Below are 20,397 nucleotides of genomic sequence, written 5' to 3'. Positions count from 1 at the left end.
ATGCCAGTTTGCGCGGCCAAGGTGAAGGGCAAGCACTGGCCAAGCACTGGCCAGAAAAAGACAAGGGGGCACGGGCTCGCGCCCGCACCCCCTGCTTCCGCCGCCCCATGCCCGGGGCGGCAGATCCGCAACAGGATCAGCTGTTGCCAGCCGCCGCGTCATCCCCGGCATCGGCAGACGTTTCGGCGGGGGCATGGCCGCCCTCTTCCAGCGCCTTGGACAGGTCCTCGGTCGCCTCTTCATGCTCAGCCAGCGCCTCTTCGGCATCGGCCATCGCCTCTTCGGCCTCGTCCTCGGCGGCCTCGCTGGCATCAATGGCCTCGCTCAGCGCCTCTTCGGCCTTATCCACCGGCTTCGGAGCCCCGGCGACCATCGCCACTTCCGCAGCCAGCGCCTCGGCCTCTTCCTGCGCCGCACCCAGATTGGCCAGCGCCTCGGTCAGGTCCTGCTGCGCGGCCTCCACCGCTTCCAGCGCGGCGGCCTCCTCAGGGCTTCCCGCCAGCGCGGACCGCGCCTCGTCGATGGCCTTGGTCAGCGCGGCCTTCGCGGCCACAACCTCGGCCTCTTCCGTTGCCGTGGCGGCCTTCGCCTCATCCGAGGCAGCGCCGGCCTTGGCCAGCGCATCCGCTGCATCCGACAGCAGCTTCGACAGCGCCTCCGCCTCCTGCGACACGACGTCGATCCTGGCCTTCGCCGCAGCCTCGGCCTCCTGCGCCGCGATCAGCTCCGCCCGGGTGGCCCAGTAGGTGTCGCTGATCCCGCTCAGGTTCAGGGCACGCTCGAACTCTTCCAGCGCCTTCTGCGCCGTCTTCACGTCATCGGTCTTCTGGTCCAGATACCGCTCGGCCCGGTCCAGATCGTATTTGGCGTCGCGCAGATCTTCGGCCGCCTCGCGGCAATCCCGCCCGTTGCAGTTGCGATCCCGCGCCTTCGCCTTGGCGAGGGCCGCTGCCGCCTTGGTCACGGCGGCTTCTGCCGCCTCGGTCTTTGCCGCCGCCACCGCCAGCCGCTCTTCCTCGCTGGTATAGTCGGACAGCGCCTTGGTATAGCCCGGATCGTTCAGCGCCGCCGACAGCGCGGCCTTCGCCGCATCCAGCTTGCCTTCCGTCTCGGCGATCTTTGCCGTCAGGCTGGCCACGGCCTGCTTGGCCTCGTCCAGGGCCGCCGCCAGCCGCGCCTTGCGCTCTTCGGCGGTCTCGTTGCCCAGGACATTGTTCAGGTTCTGCTGCGCCGCGTCGGATTGCCCGGCCAGTTCCATCGCCTTCTGAACCAGCGGCTTGGCCTTCTCCGTCGCATCTGCCAGCGCTGCATCCGCCCGTGCCAGCCGGTCGCGGGCCGACAGATAGTTCTCCAGCGCCTGGCGCTTCTGTCCGGTGTAGTGGCGCAGCGCGCCCTTCACCGTCTTGTCGCCGTCGCCATCAAGGGCGGCGATGACATCCAGATCCTCCTCCGTCAGGCCCGCCTTCTTGGCGCGACCCACGCTCTTCTCCAGCGCCTTCTGCGCCTTGGCGACATCGTCGGTCGCATCGTTCAGCCGGTCGGTCGCCTTGGCCAGACGCTTCAGCAGCCCGCCGAAATCGGCAACCGCCTTGCCCCCCTTGCCGCTCTGCGCCGTGGCCGCCGGGATGGAGCCGGTCACGCCGGTCAGCGCCAGCGCCAGATCGGGGCAGCTTTCCGACATGCGCAGCAGGGTGTTGGCCAGATCGGCACGGTCCATGAAACCGGCCGGATCACGCTCTGCCATTCTGCAAAGCTGACGCGAGGAAGTTGCAGCCGATGCCGTAGCAGGCAGCAGGGCCAGCAGGGCAAGGGTCGAGATCGGGGCGATATAGCGCATCGAGGAAAGGGGCATCTTTCACCTGTCTGTAAGGATGCGGAATGCATCCGGTTGCCCATCCGGGCTAGGCGAACCGCCATAAAGAAGTCAAATTCTGGCCATGATTACATACTTTAAGATGTGTTAACGCGGACGATCGGCTAGGCTGTTAACTATTGTTTCTTTCCTGGCGATATTCTTCCCCGCCCGCCGCAATCTGCGGCTGTGAACTCCGAATCACTGTGGCAAATTCAAGGCAGCCCCGGCTCGCCCCCGGGTTGCAGCCCGCAGCGGCCCTCCAGGAAGGGGCTGTGGCTACGCGACCGCTCCGCCCGGGTCCGAAACGGACCTCCTGACCACCGCCAATCGGGTTGCCATGGGCCGGATCATCGGAAGGGGCCAAGCAAAAGGGCGGGTGCGCCCTGCCCCGCCCTTCGGTCGATTTTCTCTGTTGGTATGCTCTGCGTATGCACAGCCTGCTGCACTGCGCATCTGCACCGCGCGTTGCACGGTCAAATTCGCCCTGGCCCCGGTCCGGGCAGTCCGGCCCGGCCATTGCGCGGGTCCGCGCAGCCCGGGCCGGAAAGGATCAGAACGCGCAGCCCGGACGCAGGCCCAGCTTCTTCATCACCATCGCGGCGGGGCAGAAGCCGGTGAACGCGGATTGGATCAGGTTCACCCCGATGAACACGGTAAACCACAGAAAATAAGGGGAAACAAAGCTGGTCAGCAGCACGCTGATCAGGATCATCACACCGGCAAAGGCCATCACGCCACGGTCAAGGGTCATGTCTTCCACTCCATCCAGGCAGCCCACCGCCGGGCCGCGATGGCAAGGATGTAGCGCCTTTCCCTCAAACATTCAATATACTGAATGTTTTATTTGATGGGCAGTTCCCCGGCCAATCTCTGCCCTTCATCGCAAATTAACCCCAATTTCCTTGATTTTCTGCCCTTTTGGCCCCATATCCCTATTTGCGACGTTAACTCTACTCGACTTCTGTCTTCGGATTTTCCGGCCACAGCATCGACCAGGCTGACGGGGCCAGGCCGCCGCACAGTGCGGGCGGCAGACTAGACAGGAGACTTCACGATGGCCAAGGGCACCGTGAAATGGTTCAATGAAACCAAGGGCTACGGCTTCATTGCCCCGGAAGGCGGCAAGAAGGACGTGTTCGTTCACATCACCGCGCTGGAGCGTGCAGGCCTTCGCGGTCTGAAGGACGGCCAGGCCGTGACCTTCGACATCGAAGCCGGCCGTGACGGCCGCGAGTCGGCGACCAACCTCGCACTCGCCTGATCCCAAGGATCACGAACAACCCGCATGGGGCGCAACCAACCCGTTGCGCCCCATAGCATTTCGGGCAAGCGCTCTCGCCCGCAAGGTCAGCCAGCGACATCGCAGGTCGGCGAACCCGCTAGCCAGAAGGCCCGTCACGGCGCAAGATCGGGCCATGGACAGCCCCGATTACACCACCCTCATCGACGCCCCGACCTGGGACTTCATCCGCAGGACCGAGGCCGCCTATCCCCCCGACACCGCCACCCTCTCCATCGCCGATCAACGCGCGATCTACGATGCCATGTGCCGCGCCTTCCATCGCGGCTATCCCCCCGGCATCACGGCGGAAGACCGCCCCTTCGGCGGCGTCCCCTGCCGCCTTTATCCCGGTCAGGGCGGCACGGTCGTCTATTTCCACGGCGGCGGCTTCGTGGTGGGTGGCCTGCACAGCCATGACGACGTCTGCGCCGAGATCCGCGCCGCAACCGGCCTGACCGTCGTCTCGGTCGATTACCGCCTCTGCCCCGAACACCCCCACCCCGCCGCCTTCCACGACGCCCTCGCCGCCACCCGCGCCATCGCCGCCGAATGCGCGGCCCCCCTCCTCCTCGCGGGCGACAGCGCGGGCGGCACCCTCGCCGCCGCCACGGCCCAAGCCATCGGCCGCAAAGGCGCCCTTGGCATCGCGGGCATGGTCCTCATCTATCCCGGCCTTGGCGGCAACCGCGACGCAGGCTCCTACCTGACCCATGCGCAGGCCCCCATGCTCACCCGCGACGACGTGCTGTTCTACGCCCGCATCCGCCATGGCGACGCGCCCGAACCGCCGCCCGATCCCAGCTTCGCCCCGCTCTCCGACAGCGATTTCACGAACCTCCCCCCCACCCTCGCCATCGCCGCCGAATGCGACCCGCTCGCCGACGATGCCACCACCTATGCCGCCCGCCTGACCGCCGCCGGAACCCCCGCCCGCGCCGTCACCGAACCCGGCCTCGTCCACGGCTACCTCCGCGCCCGCGCCACCGTCCCCCGCGCCGCCGCCAGCTTTGCCCGCATCACCCGCACGCTTTCCGCCATGGCCAAGGGCACCTGGCCCGGATCAGAGGATCACCGATGAACGCCCCCACCCCCAATCTTACCCATTGGCAGGAACGCTGCGACATGGCCGCCGCCTTCCGCTGGACCGCCCGCCTCAACATGCACGAGGCCGTGGCGAACCACTTCTCCCTCGCCATCACCCCCGAAGGCACGCGCTTCCTCATCAACCCCAACGGCCGCCACTTCGCCCGCATCACCGCCTCCGCCCTGATCGAGATCGACGCGAACGATCCCGCCACCATGGACCGCCCCGATGCCCCCGATCCCACGGCTTGGGGCCTCCACGGCTCCATCCACCGCGCCCTGCCCCATGCCCGCTGCGTGATGCATGTCCATTCCATCCACGCCACCGTGCTGGCCAGCCTCGCCGACAGCCGCCTTCCCGCCATCGACCAGAACAGCGCCATGTTCCACGACCGCATCGTGATCGACGACCATTACGGCGGCATGGCCTTCGAAGAGGAAGGCACCCGCTGCGCCACCCTTCTTGCCGATCCGAAGACCATCGCCATGGTCATGGGCAATCACGGCGTCCTCGTCATCGGCCCCAGCGTGGCCGAGACGTTCAACCGCCTCTACTATTTCGAACGCGCGGCCGAGACCTATATCCGCGCGCTCCAGACAGGCCGCCCCCTGCGCGTCCTGCCCGATGCCATCGCCGAAAAGACCGCACTGGAATGGGCCGCCTATCCCGGCTTCGCCGAGGCGCATCTGCGCGAATTGCGCGCCATTCTGGATGACGAGGCCCCCGATTACAGCACCTAGCCAAGGCAGGCCCGCGCAATCAATCGCGCGACCGTCTGCCTCTGCACTGCCGGGGCGATCCGGCGGCCGACCCGGAATGCCGTCAGTTCCCCGCGCTTTCCATCCTGCGATGGGCAAGAACCTGTTCCAGCCAGCCAATCTCCATCTCAGGGACGGAAGACAGAAGAAGATCGGTATAGTCGTCAAAAGGCGGGGTCAGAACATCGGTCTTCGATCCGTATCTGACGACCTTGCCACGATACATGACAGCGATCTTGTCGGCGATTGCCTTCACGGTGGCCAGGTCATGCGTGATGAACAGATAGGCCACATGTTCCCGGGCCTGCAGTTCCAGCAACAGTTTCAGGATGCCATCCGCCACCAGCGGATCCAGGGCAGAGGTCACCTCGTCGCAGATGATCAGCTTGGGCTTGGCCGCCAATGCGCGGGCAATGCAGACGCGCTGCTTCTGCCCGCCTGACAATTCGGCGGGGTAGCGGTCGATAAAGCCCTTGCCCATCTCGATCTCGTCCAGCAACTCCTGAACGCGCTTGCGCTTCTCCTCGCCGCCAAGGCCGAAATAGAACTCAAGCGGGCGCCCGATGATCGTACCAACCGTCTGACGCGGGTTCATCGCCGTATCGGCCATCTGATAGATCATCTGCAATTCGCGCAGATCATCCCGGGAACGGCTTTGCAGATTGGCCGAAAGCGAACGTCCGGCAAAGGTGATCCGCCCCTGAGACGGCGGCAGCAGGCCGGTAATGGCCCGCGCGAGCGTCGATTTTCCCGATCCGCTTTCCCCCACAACGGCCAGGGTCTGCCCTGCCGGCAGATCAAGCGTGACATTCTTCAGCACGTCGAAATTGGTGCCCGAATAGCGTGCCGTGACGTTCTGCACCGAAAGGACGGGCGGCGCTTCGGGTTTTTCGGCATGGTCGATGGACCGGACAGAAACAAGCGCGCGGGTATAGGCCTCTTGCGGATCGGTGATGATCTGCGCAACGGGGCCATATTCGACCTTCTTCCCGTGCCGCAGCACAAGGATATCGTCGGCCACCTGCGCCACCACGGCCAGATCATGCGTGATGTAAAGTGCCGCAACCCCCGTGTCCCGGATGGCCTCCTTGATCGCGGCCAGGACGTCGATCTGCGTCGTCACGTCCAGCGCGGTGGTGGGCTCGTCAAAGATCACCAGATCCGGCTTCGGGCACAGCGCCATCGCTGTCATCGCGCGCTGCAACTGCCCGCCGGATACCTGATGCGGATACCGGCTTCCGAAATTGTCGGGGTCAGGCAGGCCCAGCTTGCGGAACAGCATGACCGCGCGCTTCTCAGCCTCGGCCCGCCCCATCAACCCGTGCGAGAGCGAGGTTTCGATCACCTGCTCCATAAGGCGCTTCGCCGGGTTGAAGGCGGCTGCCGCGGATTGCGCGACATAGGTCACCTCGCGCCCGCGCAGGGCCCGCAGACCGGCTGCACCCATTGTCCGGATGTCGCGCCCGTTCAGCACGATCTCGCCACCCGTCAGCCGCACGCCACCCCGGCCAAAGGCCATGGCCGACAGACCGATGGTGGATTTCCCCGCCCCGGATTCCCCGATCAGACCCAGCACCTTGCCCTTTGCCACGCTGACCGACACATCATCGACCAGCACCACGTCGCGCGGCGGCTCTCCCGGCGGATAGGATGTCGCCTCGATCCGGAGATTGCGGATTTCCAGAAGATCAGGCACCGCGCCCCCCTTTCAGGCTCGTCGTCCGCGACAGGATCCAATCCGCCACAAGGTTCACCGAAATCGCCAGCAAGGCGATGGCCAGCGCCGGCATCAGCGCGGCGGATTTGCCATAGATCAGCCCGTCCTTGTTCTCTTTCACCATCCCGCCCCAATCCGCCAGCGGCGGCTGGATGCCCAGACCAAGGAAGGACAGCGTCGAAATGAACAGCACCGCAAAGATGAACCGCAGCCCGAACTCTGCCACCAGAGGAGACAGGGCATTGGGCAGGATCTCGCGGAAGATGATCCAGGTCTGCCCCTCGCCCCGCAGCTTTGCCGCCTCGACATAGTCCATCACGGCGATATCCATCGCGACGGCGCGCGACAGACGGAAGACACGCGTCGAATCCAGCAGGCCCATCACGATGATCAGCACCGTCAGATTGATCGGCAGCACCGAAAGCAGGACCAGCGCCACGATCAGCGACGGAATTGCCATGACCAGATCCACCATCCGGCTAAGCCCCTGGTCGATCCACCCCCCGCGAACCGCGGCCAGAAAGCCGAGGAAGGATCCAAGCCCGAAGGACAACAGCGAAGCCGCCAGGGCCACGAAAATGGTGATCTGACCGCCATAGATCATCCGGCTCAGGATATCCCGGCCGATGGTGTCGGTGCCAAGCCAGTAGGTCGCGGACGGCGACTCCCACACCCCGCCCAGGACGGCATCAACGGGATACGGGGCGATGAACTGGGCAAAGACGGCACAGAACAGGAAGCCACCCGTCAGGATCAGGCCGATCAGTGCGGACAGGGGCATCTTCATTTCGGGTGCCTCAGACGCGGATTGGCGATGATGGCGATCACATCGGCAAGGATGTTCAGCCCGATATAGACGGCGGCAAAGATCAGCCCCACCGCCTGCACCACCGGCAGGTCGCGCTTGGCCACATGGTCCACAAGGTATTGCCCCAGCGCGTTATAGCCGAAGACCACCTCCACCACGACGACCCCCACCACCAGATAGGCAAGGTTCAGGACGACGACGGAAACGATGGGCGCGATGGCATTGGGAAAGGCGTGCTGCCAGATCACCCGCATCGGCGACAGGCCCTTCAACTCGGCCGTTTCGATATAGGCCGATTGCATCACGTTCAGGATCGCCGCCCGCGTCATCCGCATCATATGCGCCAGCACCACAAGGACCAGAACGATCACCGGCAGGGCCACGGCATTCAACCGCTCCCAGAAGGACATGCCGGGAAAGACCATGGCCACGGGCTGAAAGATCGGAAAGACCTGCGTCAGCAGGAAGATCACGAAATAGGCCGCCACGAATTCGGGCAGCGAAATCGTCGACAGGGTCAGCCCGGAAATCACCTTGTCCGGCCACCGGCCATTATAGCGCGCGGCCAGAAGGCCCAGCAGGATTGCCAGCGGAACAGAGATGGCCGCCGCACAGGCCGCAAGGAACAGCGTATTGCCAAGGCGCTGGCCAATGGCCTGCCCGATATCCTGCCCATTTGTCAGGGCCGTTCCGAAATCGCCGGTCAGAATGCCGCCGAGCCACTGGAAATACCGCACATAGGCGGGCTGGTTCAGGCCCAGCGCCTCGCGCATGTTGGCAAGGGCCTCCGGGGTAGCCGACTGCCCCAGGATCGCCTGTGCCACATCTCCGGGCAGCGCTTCGGTGCCGAGAAAGATCAGCAGCGAAACCGCAAGCAGCAGGAGCAGGCCCAGCGCAAGACGCTGGGCCACCAGTTTCAGGATCGGATGCACCTCGGTCCGGCCCCGATCACGCGCTCAGCCAGCACTTGGCAAGCGCGCGCCCGTTCATCAGTTCGTGGTTCGGATCGACGATCCAGCCCCCCACCTCGCCACGGCGGGCTTCGACGAACTCGTTGAACATCGGGCAGATCAGGCCGCCTTCGTCGCGCACCAGCATGGCCATTTCGGAATACATGCTCTTGCGCTTGTCGCCGTCCAGTTCGCCCCGCGCAGCCGCCAGAAGCTCGTCGAAGCGGGCGTTCTTGAAGCGCGTGTCGTTCCAGTCAGCCGTCGAGGCATAGGCGGTGGAATACATCTGATCCTGCACCGGGCGCCCGCCCCAATAGCTCGCGCAGAAGGGCTGCACGTTCCACACGTCGGACCAGTAGCCGTCATCGGGTTCCACCTTCACTTCCAGCGGAATGCCCGCCTGCGCGGCGGTCTGCTGGAACAGCTGCGCCGCCTCGACCGCACCGGGGAAGGCACCGGGGGCCGTCTGCAGGATGATCGGGCTGCCATCATGGCCCGAAGCCTTGTAATGTTCCGCCGCCTTGGCCAGATCGAATTCGCGCTGCGGGATCGACTCGTCAAAATAGGGATAGGCCGCATTGATCGGGAAATCGTTGCCGATCGACCCGAAGCCGCCAAGGATCTTGTCCACCATCTCCTGACGGTTGACCGCGTATTTCAGCGCCATCCGCAGGTCGTTGTTGTCGAAGGGGGCCTTGTCGCAATGCATGATGAAGACATAGTGCCCGCGACCGGCCGCACGTTCGATCGAGACGCCCGGAACACCCTTCAGCAGTTCCACGATCTTCGGATCGACCCGGTTGATCATGTGAACCTGGCCCGACTGCAGCGCCGCCGTCCGTGCGGTGTTGTCGTTGATCACCAGGATCTCTGCCCCGTCGGCATGGCCGATCGAGCTGTCGAAGTAATTGGCGTGGCGTTCGAACACCGCGCGCACGCCGGGCTCGAAGGACACCACCTTGTAGGGACCGGCGCCGATACCCGCCGTCGGGTTGTCATAACCGCCGCCCGGCTGGATCTGCAGGTGATAATCGGCCAGCAGGAAGGGAAGGTCGGCATTGGCGGATGCAAGCTTCAGGGTGACCATGTCGCCTTCGGCGGTCATTTCCGAAATGCCCTGGACGATGCCCAAGGCGCCGGATTGCGCCTTCTCGTCCGTATGGCGCTTCAGCGTGGCAACCACATCCTCGGCGGTCACCGTCTTGCCATCATGGAATTCGACGCCGGACCGGATCTTGAACTTCCACTCCGTCGCATCGGCGTTGGACGAGATTTCTTCGGCGATGCGCGGATCAACTTCGCCCTTCTCGTTCACGATCACCAGCATCTCGCCCCAGAGCATGTTCACCATGAACGGCGCCGGGGAGGCGGCAACCGCAGGGTCGAGCGAGTTGGTGGATTCCCCCCCCCGACACACCGGCCTTGATCACGCCGCCCTTCACCGCCTGCGCCCCTGCAACCGAGGCAAGCAGCGTATTCGCCATCGTCGCCGAGATCCCCAGCGCCGAGGCGCGGCCGACAAATTCACGGCGGCTCATCAGGCCACGCGCGGCACGCTTCAGCAGGTAGTCGAATTCAGAGTTCATCCCAGTGGTCTCCCTTTTGGTGGCCGCCCCCTGCGACGGCCGTTTTTGTTGATTGCCCAATCAGTAACCCGCGAATCTGCGCGGGAGCAAAGGTTTTTTCCTGCTGGCCGGTCACGAATTCAGACAAAGCGGCGCGGGACGCTGTCATCCCATGTCCGCTCGAACACCAGCACCTCGCCCTCCCAGGCGCGCAGTACGGCCTTGTGGCGCAATTCCGCAGCCGTCGCCGTCATCTCCGCCTCCGCCCGCGTCCGCACCGACCAGTCGCCCCGCGACAGCCGCTGCTCCCACACATGCACCGCCTTCGCCGACAAGGGATCGTCGGGCCGGATCTCCCACCGCTCGCTCATGGTCTCGCCGCTGCACAGCCCATGCGTCAGGTTCTCGGCATCCCCCAGATCATCCTCCACGATCAGGGCATATGTCCCCGCGATCAGATCCTCCTCGACGAACCGCCGCGTCCGCCCCGCGCGGATCACCCGATGCTTCCACGGTGCCGCATGTTCCGCAGGCGGTGGCACCCATTCCGCCGCGCTGCCCGCATGCACCGGCAGGGCAAGGCTTCCCCCTGTCACCACCAACCGCCCCGCCTCCGGCGACGGCCAGACAAAGGGCCAGTAACTGTTCGAAAGCGCCAGCCGCAGCCGATGCCCTGGCGCCACCCGATAGGCCATCTGGTCCAGCGTGAAGGCCACCTCCACCGCCTCGCCCGGCACCATGGGCGTGGGGCGCTCCCGGCTCTCTCGATGACACAGGTTCAACATCCCATGCGCGATCCTGACCGAGGCCCCGTCCGGCCCCACATCGCAAAGCCGCGCAACGACGAACCCAAGCGGCCGGTCCGACGCCACCCGCAACCGCAGCTCCGCCGCGCCCAGAAGGTCCAGCCCCGCCTCCAGCACATCGCCATCGAAAGACAGGGACAGCGCATCATCCTCGCGCTGATCCCCCGGCATTTCGGCATTCAGGCCCATGGGAAAGAACTCCCCCGCCTTCAGGCCCAGATGCTGCGGCGTCGCCACCGTCAGGGCGAACCCCTCCGCCCCTTCGTCTCGGCCCAAATACCCCTGCGACGCCCCTGCCCCGCGCGCGGCCCCAAGCTGCAGGACCTGCCGCGACACGCGCGGCGACGGCCACTCCGCCTCGGCCACCCAATGCCCCGGCCTGACCTTCGCGCTGGCATCCGGGGGGGCGGAATGCATCATCCACACCCGATAGGCCGGATCATGCTCTGCCCCGTTCTCCACGCCTTTCAACCAGCGATCCCACCACCGCACGGCCTCCTGCAGGAACCCCACCTGCGGCCCCGGCACCGCCGTATGCGGGTATTGATGCACCCAAGGCCCCACGATCCCCTTGCAGGGCGCAGGCACATTCTCCACCAGATGCGCCACCGTGTTCATGTAATTGTCGGCCCAGCCGCCCCAGATCAGCACCGGGGTCTGCATCCGGCCGTAATCCTCGGCCACCGACCCGTGCTTCCAGAACGCCCCCCGTTCCTGCAGCGCGGCCCAGCGCGGTGCCAGCCACGGCTCGGCCTCCAGCCGCTCCATCCACATCCGCCGCCAATCGGGCCGCAGCACGGGGTCCGGCGGGCGCGAGGAATAGGACAGCATCACCGCCCCCCAGCCGAAATTCTCGCCCAGCAGGCAGCCGCCCTTGTAATGGATGTCATCCGCGAAACGGTCGGTGGTGGAACAGACCGAAATCACCGCCTTCAGCGCGGGCGGCTGGTTGAACGCGGCCTGCAGGCAGTTGAACCCGCCCCATGACTTGCCCATCATCCCCACCGCGCCGCTGCACCAGGCTTGCCGCGACAGCCAGTCAATGACGGCCACCGCATCATCCATTTCCTGTTGCGTATACTCGTCGGCCATCAACCCTTCGCTGTCGCCATTCCCCCGCATGTCCACCCGCACGCAGGCATAGCCATGCCCCGCCACGTAAGGGTGCATCATCTCGTCCCGCGGCAGGGTCCCGTCGCGCTTGCGATAGGGGATGTATTCCAGCACCGCAGGCACCGGCCGCACCCCGGCATCCTCGGGCATCCAGACCCGCGCCGAAAGCCGGCAGCCATCCGGCATCACGATCCCCATATCCTCCTGCTCGACGATGCGGCAGGGAAACTCGGTCCGGATGGTCATGCGGCAGGCTCCTTTTCCTGATCGGCATCAGATGCTACCCGTCCCTCCATTCCGCGCCAGTTCCCGCCCCTCAAGGGACGGAACGCGACACGCGCCCCACGATTTCGCGCGACCTGCCCCCGCCATTGTGTAACCTGACCATCGCCACCAACGGAAAGACACCACCATGCCCGACACCTCCGACCGGATCGAAGTCCGCAATGTCACGTCGCCCCACCACGTCACCCGCGTCGATCGCGCCAAGTATCAGGCGATGCGCCACGCCCTGATGACCGTCCTGCCCGATACGCCCCCCGGCATGACCGTGGCCGAGGCGCAGACCGCCCTCCTTCCCCATCTCGACGCCGCTCTCTTCCCCGGCGGCGCCAAGGCCGGGTGGTGGATGAAATGCGTCCAGCTCGATCTCGAGGCGCGCAGCATCCTCGCGCGCGGCCCGAAATCCCCCGTCCGCCTGTTCCGCACCGGGTCGGCCGCGTGAATGTCGGCTGAAGGCAGCGGCAGGGCGTTTCGGTCCTATCTGCCATCCCGCGGCTGACATAGGCTCCGCGCAGAAAACCTGCGCCGGAGCCCGCCATGACCACCCGCCCCAACATCCTCATCCTCATGGTGGACCAACTCACCGGCACCCTCTTCCCCGATGGCCCCGCCCCCTTCCTCCATGCCCCCAACCTGCGGCGGCTGGCCGAACAGTCGGTCCGTTTCGCTAACAGCTACACGCCCTCGCCGCTCTGCGCCCCGGCCCGCGCGGCCTTCATGTCGGGCGCATTGCCGAAACGCACCCGCGTCTATGACAATGCCGCCGAGTTCGCCTCCGACATTCCCACCTACGCCCACCACCTGCGCCGCGCAGGCTATCAGACAGCGCTTTCAGGCAAGATGCATTTCGTCGGCCCCGATCAACTCCACGGCTTCGAGGAACGGCTCACCACCGACATCTACCCCGCCGATTTCGGCTGGACGCCCGACTATCGCAAGCCCGGCGAAAGGATCGACTGGTGGTATCACAACCTCGGCTCCGTCACCGGCGCGGGCGTGGCGGAAATCACCAACCAGCTTGAATATGACGATGACGTGGCCTTTCAGGCGGTGCAGAAACTCTATGATCTCTCACGCGGCCATGACGCCCGCCCGTGGTGCCTGACCGTCAGCTTCACCCACCCGCACGACCCCTTCGTCGCCCGCCGCAAATTCTGGGACCTCTACGAAGGCGCCCCGGAACTGGAACCGCCCCCCGCCATCCCCTACGATGAACAGGACCCCCATTCGCGACGCCTGATGGATGCCTGCGACTGGCGCGCCTTCGACATTTCCGATGCCCATATCCGCCGCGCCCGTCAGGGCTATTTCGCCAACATCTCCTATGTCGATGCCAAGATCGGCGAAATCCTCGACACGCTCGCGGCCACGCGGCAAGAGGCGATCATCCTCTTCCTGTCGGACCATGGCGAGATGCTGGGCGACCGGGGCCTCTGGTTCAAGATGAACTTCTTCGAAGGCTCCGCCCGCGTGCCCCTGATGATCTCGGCCCCCGGTCTCACCCCGCAGCGCATCGACACGCCCGTCTCCACCATCGACGTGACCCCCACCCTCGGCGCGCTGGCAGGCATCGACATGGCCGAAATCCTGCCATGGACCGATGGCGAAAACCTCCTGCCCCTCGCCACCGGCACCCCCCGCAGCGCGCCCGTGGCCATGGAATACGCCGCCGAAGGCACCATCACCCCGATGGTGGCCCTGCGCGAAGGCCCGTGGAAGTACATCCGCTGCCCCGCCGATCCCGAACAGCTCTTCCACCTTGCAACCGACCCGGCGGAACGCAGCAACCTCGCCGCCGATCCCGCCCATGCCGAAACCCTCGCCGCGTTCCGCGCCAAGGCCGATGCCCGCTGGGACCTCGCCGCCTTCGACGCCGCCGTGCGCGAAAGCCAGGCCCGCCGCTGGGTGGTGTATGAGGCGCTGCGCAACGGCGCCTATTACCCGTGGGATCACCAACCCCTCCGCGCCGCATCCGAACGCTACATGCGCAACCACATGGATCTGAACGTGCTGGAAGAGAACAAGCGTTTCCCCCGCGGGGAATGACGGGGCCGGTCCGAACTGCGCCGAAGCATGACCCTGCAATGACGGCGGCGCAAAAGGATCCGACAGCCCCTTCATCTTGGCAATAAATACCCGAAGAACCCTGTCGCTCGCGCATCGAAACGGGCCTGGAGCCTCCGGCGACGCTTTCCGTGGCAACGCCATTGAAGGGGGTTCGATGCCCCCTTCAATGGCAGCCCCGCGCGGGATCAGGGCGCGTCAGCCAGCACAAGCTCGGCACCCTTCCAGCCCAGCATCATGGCGGGCGCATTGGTGTTGCCGGCGATCAGGTTCGGAAAGCTGGACGCATCGATCACCCGCAGCCCCGCCACGCCATGCACCCGCAGCCGCGCATCCACCACGCTGGTCGCGGCATCCGGCCCCATCCGGCAGGTGCAGGACGGATGATAGACGGTGCCCGACCGGGTGCGGAAGTCGGCCGTCAACGCCTCGTCGGTCACCACCTCCGGCCCGGGGCGAAGTTCCTCGGCGATCAACCGCGCAAGCGGCGGCTGGGCAGCCAGATGGCGCAGGTATTTCACCGCCAGCAACATCTCCTGCACGTCATGATCGGTTGAAAATGCATTGGCCGTGATCACCGGATGCGCCAGCGGATCAGCCGAGCGCAGGCGGATATGCCCCCGGCTGGTGGGGCGACAGTTCGACAGGCCGATGGACATGCCGGGGAAGGGATCGGGGGTCAGGATCGGCCTTTCCCCTTCGCGCGGGATCAGCGTTGAAAAGGCCTGCATGTAAAGCTGCATGTTGGGCCGGGGCAGATCGGGCGAAGTGCGGAAGAAACCGCCCGCATGGTTGATCGACTTCGCCAGAGGCCCCGCCCCGGCAAGCACGTATTTCATCCCGGCAATCAGCTTGCCCCACCAGGGACGCAGCTCGTCGTTATAGGTGGGGACGCGCATCTTCCATGTGTAGTTGATGCCCTGATGATCGCTCAGGTGGTCGCCCACATTCGGGTTGTCGCGCAGGACGGGGATGCCCAAGCCCTGCAGCAGCGCGCCGGGGCCGATGCCCGAAAGTTGCAGCAGTTGCGGCGAATTGATCGCCCCCCCGGACAGGATCACCTCGGCCCTGGCGCGCAGGATGCGGGTTTCCGTGCCGATGCGGTATTCGACACCGGTCGCGCGGCCCTCCTCGACAAGGACGCGGGTCACCATGGCACCCGTGATGACGCGGCAGTTCGGGCGCTTCATCGCCGGGCGCAGGAAGGCACGGGCGGCAGAATTGCGGCGGGCCTTGTGGATGGTCATCTGATAGATGCCCGCGCCTTCCTGTTCGGCCCCGTTGAAATCAGGGTTATGCGGAAGCCCCGCGCTTTCGCAGGCGGCGACATAATCCTTCACCAAGGGATGCAGCCCCTTGCGGTTGGCTGATACGAAGAGCGGCCCGCCCTTGCCGCGCCAGTCATCGCCCCCGGCCTCGGTATCCTCCATCGCCTTGTAGGCGGACAGCACATCGTCCCAACCCCAGCCGGGATTGCCCGCCGCCGCCCATTCCTCGTAATCCGCGCGATGGCCGCGGATATAGACCATGGCATTGATGCTGGACGATCCGCCCAGAACCTTGCCGCGCGGCCAATGGTCCCGCGCCCCTGCCAAGCCGGGATCGGGTTCGGTCTTGTAAAGCCAGTTCACCGCCGGGTCATAGAACAGCTTGCCATAGCCCAAGGGGAGCATCACGAAAAAGCGCCGGTCCGTTCCGCCCGCCTCCAGCACCGTCACCCGATGCTTGCCGCTGGCGGTCAGCCTTTCGGCCAGCACGCAGCCCGCCGATCCTGCGCCCACGATGATGTAATCCGTCTGGTCGTCCATGGCCCACCTCTGCTTGCGGCGGAGCCTAGCGCCGCGCCAAGGGCGGGCGTGACATTCAGCGACAGGAAACTGTCGTTTCCGTGTTACTTGCCCTTCCAGACGGGATCGCGCTTTTCGGCAAAGGCGCGGGCGCCTTCCAATTGATCCTCGCTGGAATAGAGACGGTCCACCGTCGCGAATTGCCGCTTGGTGATGCGGTTCAGCGCATCCTGAAAGCGCAGCGCCTCGGCCTCGCGCACGACTTCCTTGATCGCGGCATAGACAAGCGGCGGTCCGCTTTCCAACAGCCGCGCCAGTTCCCAGGCTTTGGGCAGCAGGTCCTCGGACGTGGTGATCTCCTTCAGGATGCCCCAGCGCAGCGCCTCTTCGGCATCGAACCAGCGCCCGGTCAGCAGCAGATCCATCGCCACGTGATAAGGGATGCGCTTGGGCAGCTTGATCGAGGCGGCATCCGCCACGGTGCCCGACCGGATTTCGGGCAGGGCAAAGGTGGCATTGGCAGAGGCAAGGATCAGGTCGCAGGACAGCGCCAGTTCAAGCCCGCCCCCGCAGCAGATGCCGTTGACGGCGGCGATGACCGGCTTGTTCAGGTTGGGCAGTTCCTGCAACCCGCCGAAACCGCCCACGCCATAATCGCCATCCACCGCATCACCTGCGGCTGCGGCCTTCAGATCCCAGCCGGGGCAGAAGAACTTCTCTCCCTCGGCCCGAAGGATCGCAACGCGCAGGCTGTCGTCGTCGCGGAAATCGCGGAAAGTCAGGCCCATGATCCGGCTGGTGGCAAGGTCGATCGCATTGGCCTTGGGCCGGTCCAGCGTCACCTCCAGCACCGCGCCCTCGCGCCGGGTCCGGATCGGGCCTTCGGTCCGCATCTGCATGCCGCTCATTCCGCTTCCTCCCAGATGACCGCATCCACCGCCACGGCACCCGTGGCCGTCAGCATCAGCGGGTTGATCTCGATTTCCTCCAGCGCCGGGCGGGCCTGCAGCAGCGCCTGCAGGTCCATCACCGCCTGCACCGCCGCATCGACCGCCGCCTTGGGCCGCCCGCGATATCCGTCCAGCAGCGGCCAAAGCCGCAGACGGCGCAGCGCCTGCGCCACCTCTTCCGCCGTCACCGGCAGGACGAGGGTCACCGTATCGGCCAGAACCTCTGCCGTAACGCCGCCAAAACCCAAGGTTACCGTCGCGCCATAGACCGGATCACGGCGCAGGCCGACCAGCAGTTCGGCCACCGTGCCCGTCACCATCTCTTCGGCCAGATAGCCCTGCGCGCCCGCCATCTCTGCCTGCCCCTCCAGGGAGGACAGTCCAAGACGCACGGCACCGGCTTCCGTCTTGTGGGCGAAGCCCAACCCTTTCAGCGCAAGGGGTGCGGTCAGACCTGCCGCCTGCGCCGCCAGTTCCGGCAAGGTCGGGGCCGTCACCGCGCGCGGCACGGCCACGCCTGCAGCCGCAATCAGGGCTTTGGACGACGCCTCGTCCCGCATCCGCAGCCTGCGCGCGCCCATGACGGGCCAGGGCCGCCAGCCGCCCCGGTTCGGCCCCCTCTGCGCCGCCTTGATCGCCCCCAGCGCGGTTTCCAGCCCCATCATCGGCACCACATTCGGCGCGGCCATCCGCAGCGCCAGCGCCTCGTCGAAATTCTCGGGCAGCGAGGCCACGGCAAAGGCGGGTTTCCCGGTGTTCTGCGCCGCCGCCACCACCGCATCCAGCGCGGGCTGGAAGCTGGAGGGATCGCAGCGATCCGGGCGCGGCGGGTCGATGATGAAGATACCGGCGTCATAGCCCGCCAGCATCGTGGTGAAGACATCCGTCGTGCGCGGCCCGTCGCCCCAGATGAAGGTGTGGTAATCCAACGGGTTGGAGATGAAGACGATGGGGCCGAGGATATCGCCCAATCTTTGCCGCTGCGCCTCGGACGGGGGCGGGAAGTCGATGCCGAAGGGTGCGGCAAGATCGGCCACCAGCCCCGCCTCGCCCCCCGAACAGGACAGTGAACAGAGGCGCGGGCCGATCTGCGGGCCGCAATGGTGGAAGATCTTCAGCGTCTCGATCAATTCGGCAGGGGTCGCCACCTCGGCCACGCCGCAGGCCCGCAGAAAGGCAGAGGAGGCCGCGCCCCCGCCAGCGAGCGAGGCGGTATGCGAGGCCGCCGCCGTGCGCGACAGTTCCGTCTTGCCCGACTTGATGCAGACGATCCCCTTGCCCGCCGCCCGCGCACCTTCGGCGAGGTCGGCGAAGGCCACCGCATCGTCGATGCCTTCCACATACATGCCCAGCGCGGTCACCCGCTCATCCGCGAGCAGCGCCCCGGCCAGTTCCGCCAGCCCGACCTGCGCGGCATTGCCCAGACAGGCGACATAGGCCACGGGCAGCCCGCGCGCCTGCATCGTCAGGTTGATGACGATGTTCGAGGATTGCGACAAGAGCGCCACCCCCCGCTCCACCCGCACACCGCCATGCTGATCGGGCCAGAGGAGCGCACCGTCAAGGTAGTTGATCACGCCATAGCAATTGGGGCCGAGGATCGGCATGTCGCCTGCCGCCTGCACCAGACGGGCCTGCAGATCGGCCTCGCCCGCCTCTTCCCAGCCAGAGGCAAAGCAGGTCGCCCCACCCGCGCCCATCGCGGCAAGTTCGGCCACCACATCCAGCGTGGCATGCCGGTTCACCCCGATGAAGGTGGCGTCGGGCGGCGCCGGAAGATCGGCCAAGGAGCGGAAGCAGGGCGCCCCTGCGATCTGGTCGCGCGTCGGATGAACGGGCCAGACCGGCCCGTCAAAGCCCATCTTGCGGCATTGTTCGATGACATTCGCAGCCCAGCCAGAGCCAAGCACGGCGATGGAGCCCGGGCGGAGGAGGCGTCGCAGGTCCCTCATGCCTGCGCCTCGGCACAAGTGGATGCCCCCGGGGGCGCTTCGCCCCCCGGACCCCCAGAGGATATTTGAGAACAGATGAAGAGGCAGGAAGCGCCCCCTGCCCAGTCAACGGACAGGGGGACTTCACCTGTTACGGTCATCGGCGTCCCCGCCTGTACCGTGCGATCAGAGTGGACTCGATGCGTTAACATTTCGTTACTTCATCTGTTCTCAAATATCCTCTGGGGGTCCGGGGGGCGAAGCGCCCCCGGGAGTGGGGTCAGGCACCGAAGGCCCGCAGCATCTGGCGGCTGATGATGTGGCGTTGGATTTCGGAGGTGCCTTCCCAGATCCGCTCCACCCGCGCGTCGCGCCAGATGCGTTCCAGGGGCAGGTCGTCCATCAGGCCCATCCCGCCGTGGATCTGGATCGCCTCGTCGGCGATGAAGGCCAGAACCTCGGTCGCCTTGAGCTTGGCCATGCTCATGTCGGCCTCGGTCACCGTGCCCTGATCGAATTTCCACGCGGCTTCCCATGTCAGAAGCTCCGCCGCCTTCAACTCCATCGCCATGTCGGCCAGTTTGAAGCTGATGCCCTGGAACTTGCCGATGGCCTGTCCGAACTGCTGACGCTCCGCCGCATATTGCACGGCATGGGCCAGCGCGCGTTCGGCGCGGCCAAGGCAGGTTGCGGCGACCTGCAGGCGGGTCGCGCCAAGCCATGCATTGGCGACCTCGAAGCCCTTGTGGACCTCGCCCAGAATCTGGCTCTTCGGGAGGCGGCAATTGTCGAATTCGAGGATGGCGTTGGTATATCCCCGGTGGCTGACATTGCGATAGCCGTCGCGGACGGTGAAACCGGGTGTGCCCTTGTCCACGAAGAAGGCGGTGATCAGCTTCTTCCTGCCGCGCGGCGTGTCCTCTTCTCCGCTTGCCATGAAGCAGATGGCGAAATCGGCCAGATCGGCATGGCTGATGAAATGCTTGGTGCCGTTCAGCACCCAGTCATCCCCGTCCTGCCGCGCGCTTGCCTTCATGCCGCGCAGATCGGACCCCGCGCCCGGTTCCGTCATGGCAAGACAATCCCATTTCTCGCCCCGGATGCAGGGATAGAGGTATTTCTGCCGCTGCTCTTCCGTCCCGGCCAGCAGGATGTTCGAAGGCCGCGCGACGCAGGTCCAGTGCAGCGCGTAGTTGGCCTTGCCCAGCTCCTTTTCGTAAAGAAGCCATGACAGCGTATCCAGACCCGCGCCCCCCACCTCGGCCGGCATGTTGGCGGCATAGAGGCCCGCCTGCATGGCCTTGGCCTGAACCTGCTTGATCAGGTCCATGCGCAGATGGCCCGTGCGTTCCACCTCCATCTCGTGGGGGTAAAGCTCATTCTCGACGAAGCTGCGCGTCGTCTCGACGATCATCTGCTGTTCTTCGGTCAGGCCGAATTGCATG

General features: G+C 65.7%; 15 protein-coding genes and 1 pseudogene. 5 read left to right on the top strand and 11 right to left on the bottom strand.

Translation table 11 applies throughout. From position 1 onward, the window contains the following. Window positions 1–136: 136 nt before the first annotated feature. Window positions 137–1,852, bottom strand: a complete 1,716-nt coding sequence (locus tag G5V65_RS15800) for a hypothetical protein (RefSeq protein ID WP_165051928.1) — start codon at window positions 1,850–1,852, stop codon at window positions 137–139. Between the two features lie 553 nt (window positions 1,853–2,405). Then, complete coding sequence (locus G5V65_RS15795; RefSeq protein WP_165051926.1) at window positions 2,406–2,606, bottom strand: YgaP family membrane protein; 201 nt, start codon at window positions 2,604–2,606, stop codon at window positions 2,406–2,408. A 303-nt stretch (window positions 2,607–2,909) separates the two neighbouring features. On the opposite strand from G5V65_RS15795, the gene G5V65_RS15790 reads away from it, so the two are divergent. The 3 genes from G5V65_RS15790 (at window position 2,910) to G5V65_RS15780 (ending at window position 4,961) form a co-directional block, all read left to right on the top strand. Continuing rightward, window positions 2,910–3,116: a cold-shock protein gene (locus tag G5V65_RS15790; RefSeq protein ID WP_023665438.1), complete on the top strand. Its 207-nt coding sequence runs from the start codon at window positions 2,910–2,912 to the stop codon at window positions 3,114–3,116. 154 nt (window positions 3,117–3,270) lie between these two features. After that, on the top strand, window positions 3,271–4,215 hold the full coding sequence (locus G5V65_RS15785; protein WP_165051923.1) for an alpha/beta hydrolase fold domain-containing protein: 945 nt from the start codon (window positions 3,271–3,273) through the stop codon (window positions 4,213–4,215). Continuing rightward, window positions 4,212–4,961 carry a class II aldolase and adducin N-terminal domain-containing protein gene (locus G5V65_RS15780; RefSeq protein ID WP_165051922.1) on the top strand — a complete coding sequence of 250 codons (750 nt, stop codon included), beginning with the start codon at window positions 4,212–4,214 and terminating at the stop codon, window positions 4,959–4,961. The genes G5V65_RS15785 and G5V65_RS15780 overlap by 4 nt, the downstream gene beginning before the upstream one ends. Before the next feature lie 82 nt (window positions 4,962–5,043). Here the strand turns inward: G5V65_RS15780 and G5V65_RS15775 are convergent, their stop codons facing one another. The 5 genes and pseudogenes from G5V65_RS15775 to G5V65_RS15755 form a co-directional block, all read right to left on the bottom strand. After that, complete coding sequence (locus G5V65_RS15775; protein ID WP_165051920.1) at window positions 5,044–6,675, bottom strand: nickel ABC transporter ATP-binding protein NikE; 1,632 nt, start codon at window positions 6,673–6,675, stop codon at window positions 5,044–5,046. Further along, a complete protein-coding gene (locus tag G5V65_RS15770) occupies window positions 6,668–7,483 on the bottom strand; it encodes an ABC transporter permease (protein ID WP_165051918.1) in 816 nt (271 codons plus the stop codon). The genes G5V65_RS15775 and G5V65_RS15770 overlap by 8 nt, the downstream gene beginning before the upstream one ends. After that, window positions 7,480–8,436: an ABC transporter permease subunit gene (locus G5V65_RS15765; RefSeq protein WP_165051915.1), complete on the bottom strand. Its 957-nt coding sequence runs from the start codon at window positions 8,434–8,436 to the stop codon at window positions 7,480–7,482. The genes G5V65_RS15770 and G5V65_RS15765 overlap by 4 nt, the downstream gene beginning before the upstream one ends. 16 nt (window positions 8,437–8,452) lie before the next feature. Beyond that, window positions 8,453–10,040 (bottom strand): annotated as a pseudogene (locus G5V65_RS15760) (ABC transporter substrate-binding protein). Between the two features lie 119 nt (window positions 10,041–10,159). Next, window positions 10,160–12,184 (bottom strand): CocE/NonD family hydrolase, encoded by a 2,025-nt coding sequence (locus tag G5V65_RS15755; RefSeq protein ID WP_165051913.1) that lies wholly within the window; start codon window positions 12,182–12,184, stop codon window positions 10,160–10,162. Window positions 12,185–12,350: 166 nt separating this feature from the next. Here G5V65_RS15755 and G5V65_RS15750 point away from each other — a divergent pair, with 166 nt between their 5' ends. Both G5V65_RS15750 and betC read left to right on the top strand, forming a co-directional pair. Continuing rightward, complete coding sequence (locus tag G5V65_RS15750; RefSeq protein WP_165051911.1) at window positions 12,351–12,662, top strand: DUF6958 family protein; 312 nt, start codon at window positions 12,351–12,353, stop codon at window positions 12,660–12,662. Window positions 12,663–12,757: 95 nt separating this feature from the next. Continuing rightward, the gene (gene betC / locus G5V65_RS15745) at window positions 12,758–14,266 is read left to right on the top strand and encodes a choline-sulfatase (RefSeq protein ID WP_165051908.1); all 1,509 of its coding nucleotides are present in this window, start codon (window positions 12,758–12,760) and stop codon (window positions 14,264–14,266) included. Window positions 14,267–14,472: 206 nt separating this feature from the next. Here the strand turns inward: betC and G5V65_RS15740 are convergent, their stop codons facing one another. The 4 genes from G5V65_RS15740 to G5V65_RS15725 form a co-directional block, all read right to left on the bottom strand. Beyond that, complete coding sequence (locus G5V65_RS15740) at window positions 14,473–16,092, bottom strand: GMC family oxidoreductase (protein WP_165051906.1); 1,620 nt, start codon at window positions 16,090–16,092, stop codon at window positions 14,473–14,475. An 83-nt stretch (window positions 16,093–16,175) separates the two neighbouring features. Beyond that, window positions 16,176–16,979 (bottom strand): carnitinyl-CoA dehydratase, encoded by an 804-nt coding sequence (locus G5V65_RS15735; RefSeq protein WP_241250600.1) that lies wholly within the window; start codon window positions 16,977–16,979, stop codon window positions 16,176–16,178. After that, window positions 16,976–18,973, bottom strand: a complete 1,998-nt coding sequence (locus tag G5V65_RS15730) for an acetate--CoA ligase family protein (RefSeq protein ID WP_165051904.1) — start codon at window positions 18,971–18,973, stop codon at window positions 16,976–16,978. Before G5V65_RS15730 ends, G5V65_RS15735 begins: the two co-directional genes overlap by 4 nt. 259 nt (window positions 18,974–19,232) lie before the next feature. Beyond that, on the bottom strand, window positions 19,233–20,396 hold the full coding sequence (locus tag G5V65_RS15725) for an acyl-CoA dehydrogenase family protein (RefSeq protein ID WP_165051902.1): 1,164 nt from the start codon (window positions 20,394–20,396) through the stop codon (window positions 19,233–19,235). Between the last annotated feature and the right edge of the window lies 1 nt (window position 20,397).

Origin of the sequence: Paragemmobacter kunshanensis, assembly GCF_011059185.1 — a bacterium.
GTDB lineage: Bacteria > Pseudomonadota > Alphaproteobacteria > Rhodobacterales > Rhodobacteraceae > Paragemmobacter > Paragemmobacter kunshanensis.
The sequence above is the reverse complement of the archived record's forward strand: the minus strand, read 5'-3'. Positions and strand labels throughout refer to the sequence as shown.

Coding starts and splice junctions, on each gene's coding strand:
- G5V65_RS15730 (WP_165051904.1), bottom strand. CDS start 18,973: ATGAGGGACCTGCGACGCCTCCTCCGCCCGGGCTCCATCGCCGTGCTT.
- G5V65_RS15735 (WP_241250600.1), bottom strand. CDS start 16,979: ATGAGCGGCATGCAGATGCGGACCGAAGGCCCGATCCGGACCCGGCGC.
- betC (WP_165051908.1), top strand. CDS start 12,758: ATGACCACCCGCCCCAACATCCTCATCCTCATGGTGGACCAACTCACC.
- G5V65_RS15795 (WP_165051926.1), bottom strand. CDS start 2,606: ATGACCCTTGACCGTGGCGTGATGGCCTTTGCCGGTGTGATGATCCTG.
- G5V65_RS15800 (WP_165051928.1), bottom strand. CDS start 1,852: ATGCCCCTTTCCTCGATGCGCTATATCGCCCCGATCTCGACCCTTGCC.
- G5V65_RS15780 (WP_165051922.1), top strand. CDS start 4,212: ATGAACGCCCCCACCCCCAATCTTACCCATTGGCAGGAACGCTGCGAC.
- G5V65_RS15750 (WP_165051911.1), top strand. CDS start 12,351: ATGCCCGACACCTCCGACCGGATCGAAGTCCGCAATGTCACGTCGCCC.
- G5V65_RS15785 (WP_165051923.1), top strand. CDS start 3,271: ATGGACAGCCCCGATTACACCACCCTCATCGACGCCCCGACCTGGGAC.
- G5V65_RS15725 (WP_165051902.1), bottom strand. CDS start 20,396: ATGCAATTCGGCCTGACCGAAGAACAGCAGATGATCGTCGAGACGACG.
- G5V65_RS15790 (WP_023665438.1), top strand. CDS start 2,910: ATGGCCAAGGGCACCGTGAAATGGTTCAATGAAACCAAGGGCTACGGC.
- G5V65_RS15770 (WP_165051918.1), bottom strand. CDS start 7,483: ATGAAGATGCCCCTGTCCGCACTGATCGGCCTGATCCTGACGGGTGGC.
- G5V65_RS15740 (WP_165051906.1), bottom strand. CDS start 16,092: ATGGACGACCAGACGGATTACATCATCGTGGGCGCAGGATCGGCGGGC.
- G5V65_RS15755 (WP_165051913.1), bottom strand. CDS start 12,184: ATGACCATCCGGACCGAGTTTCCCTGCCGCATCGTCGAGCAGGAGGAT.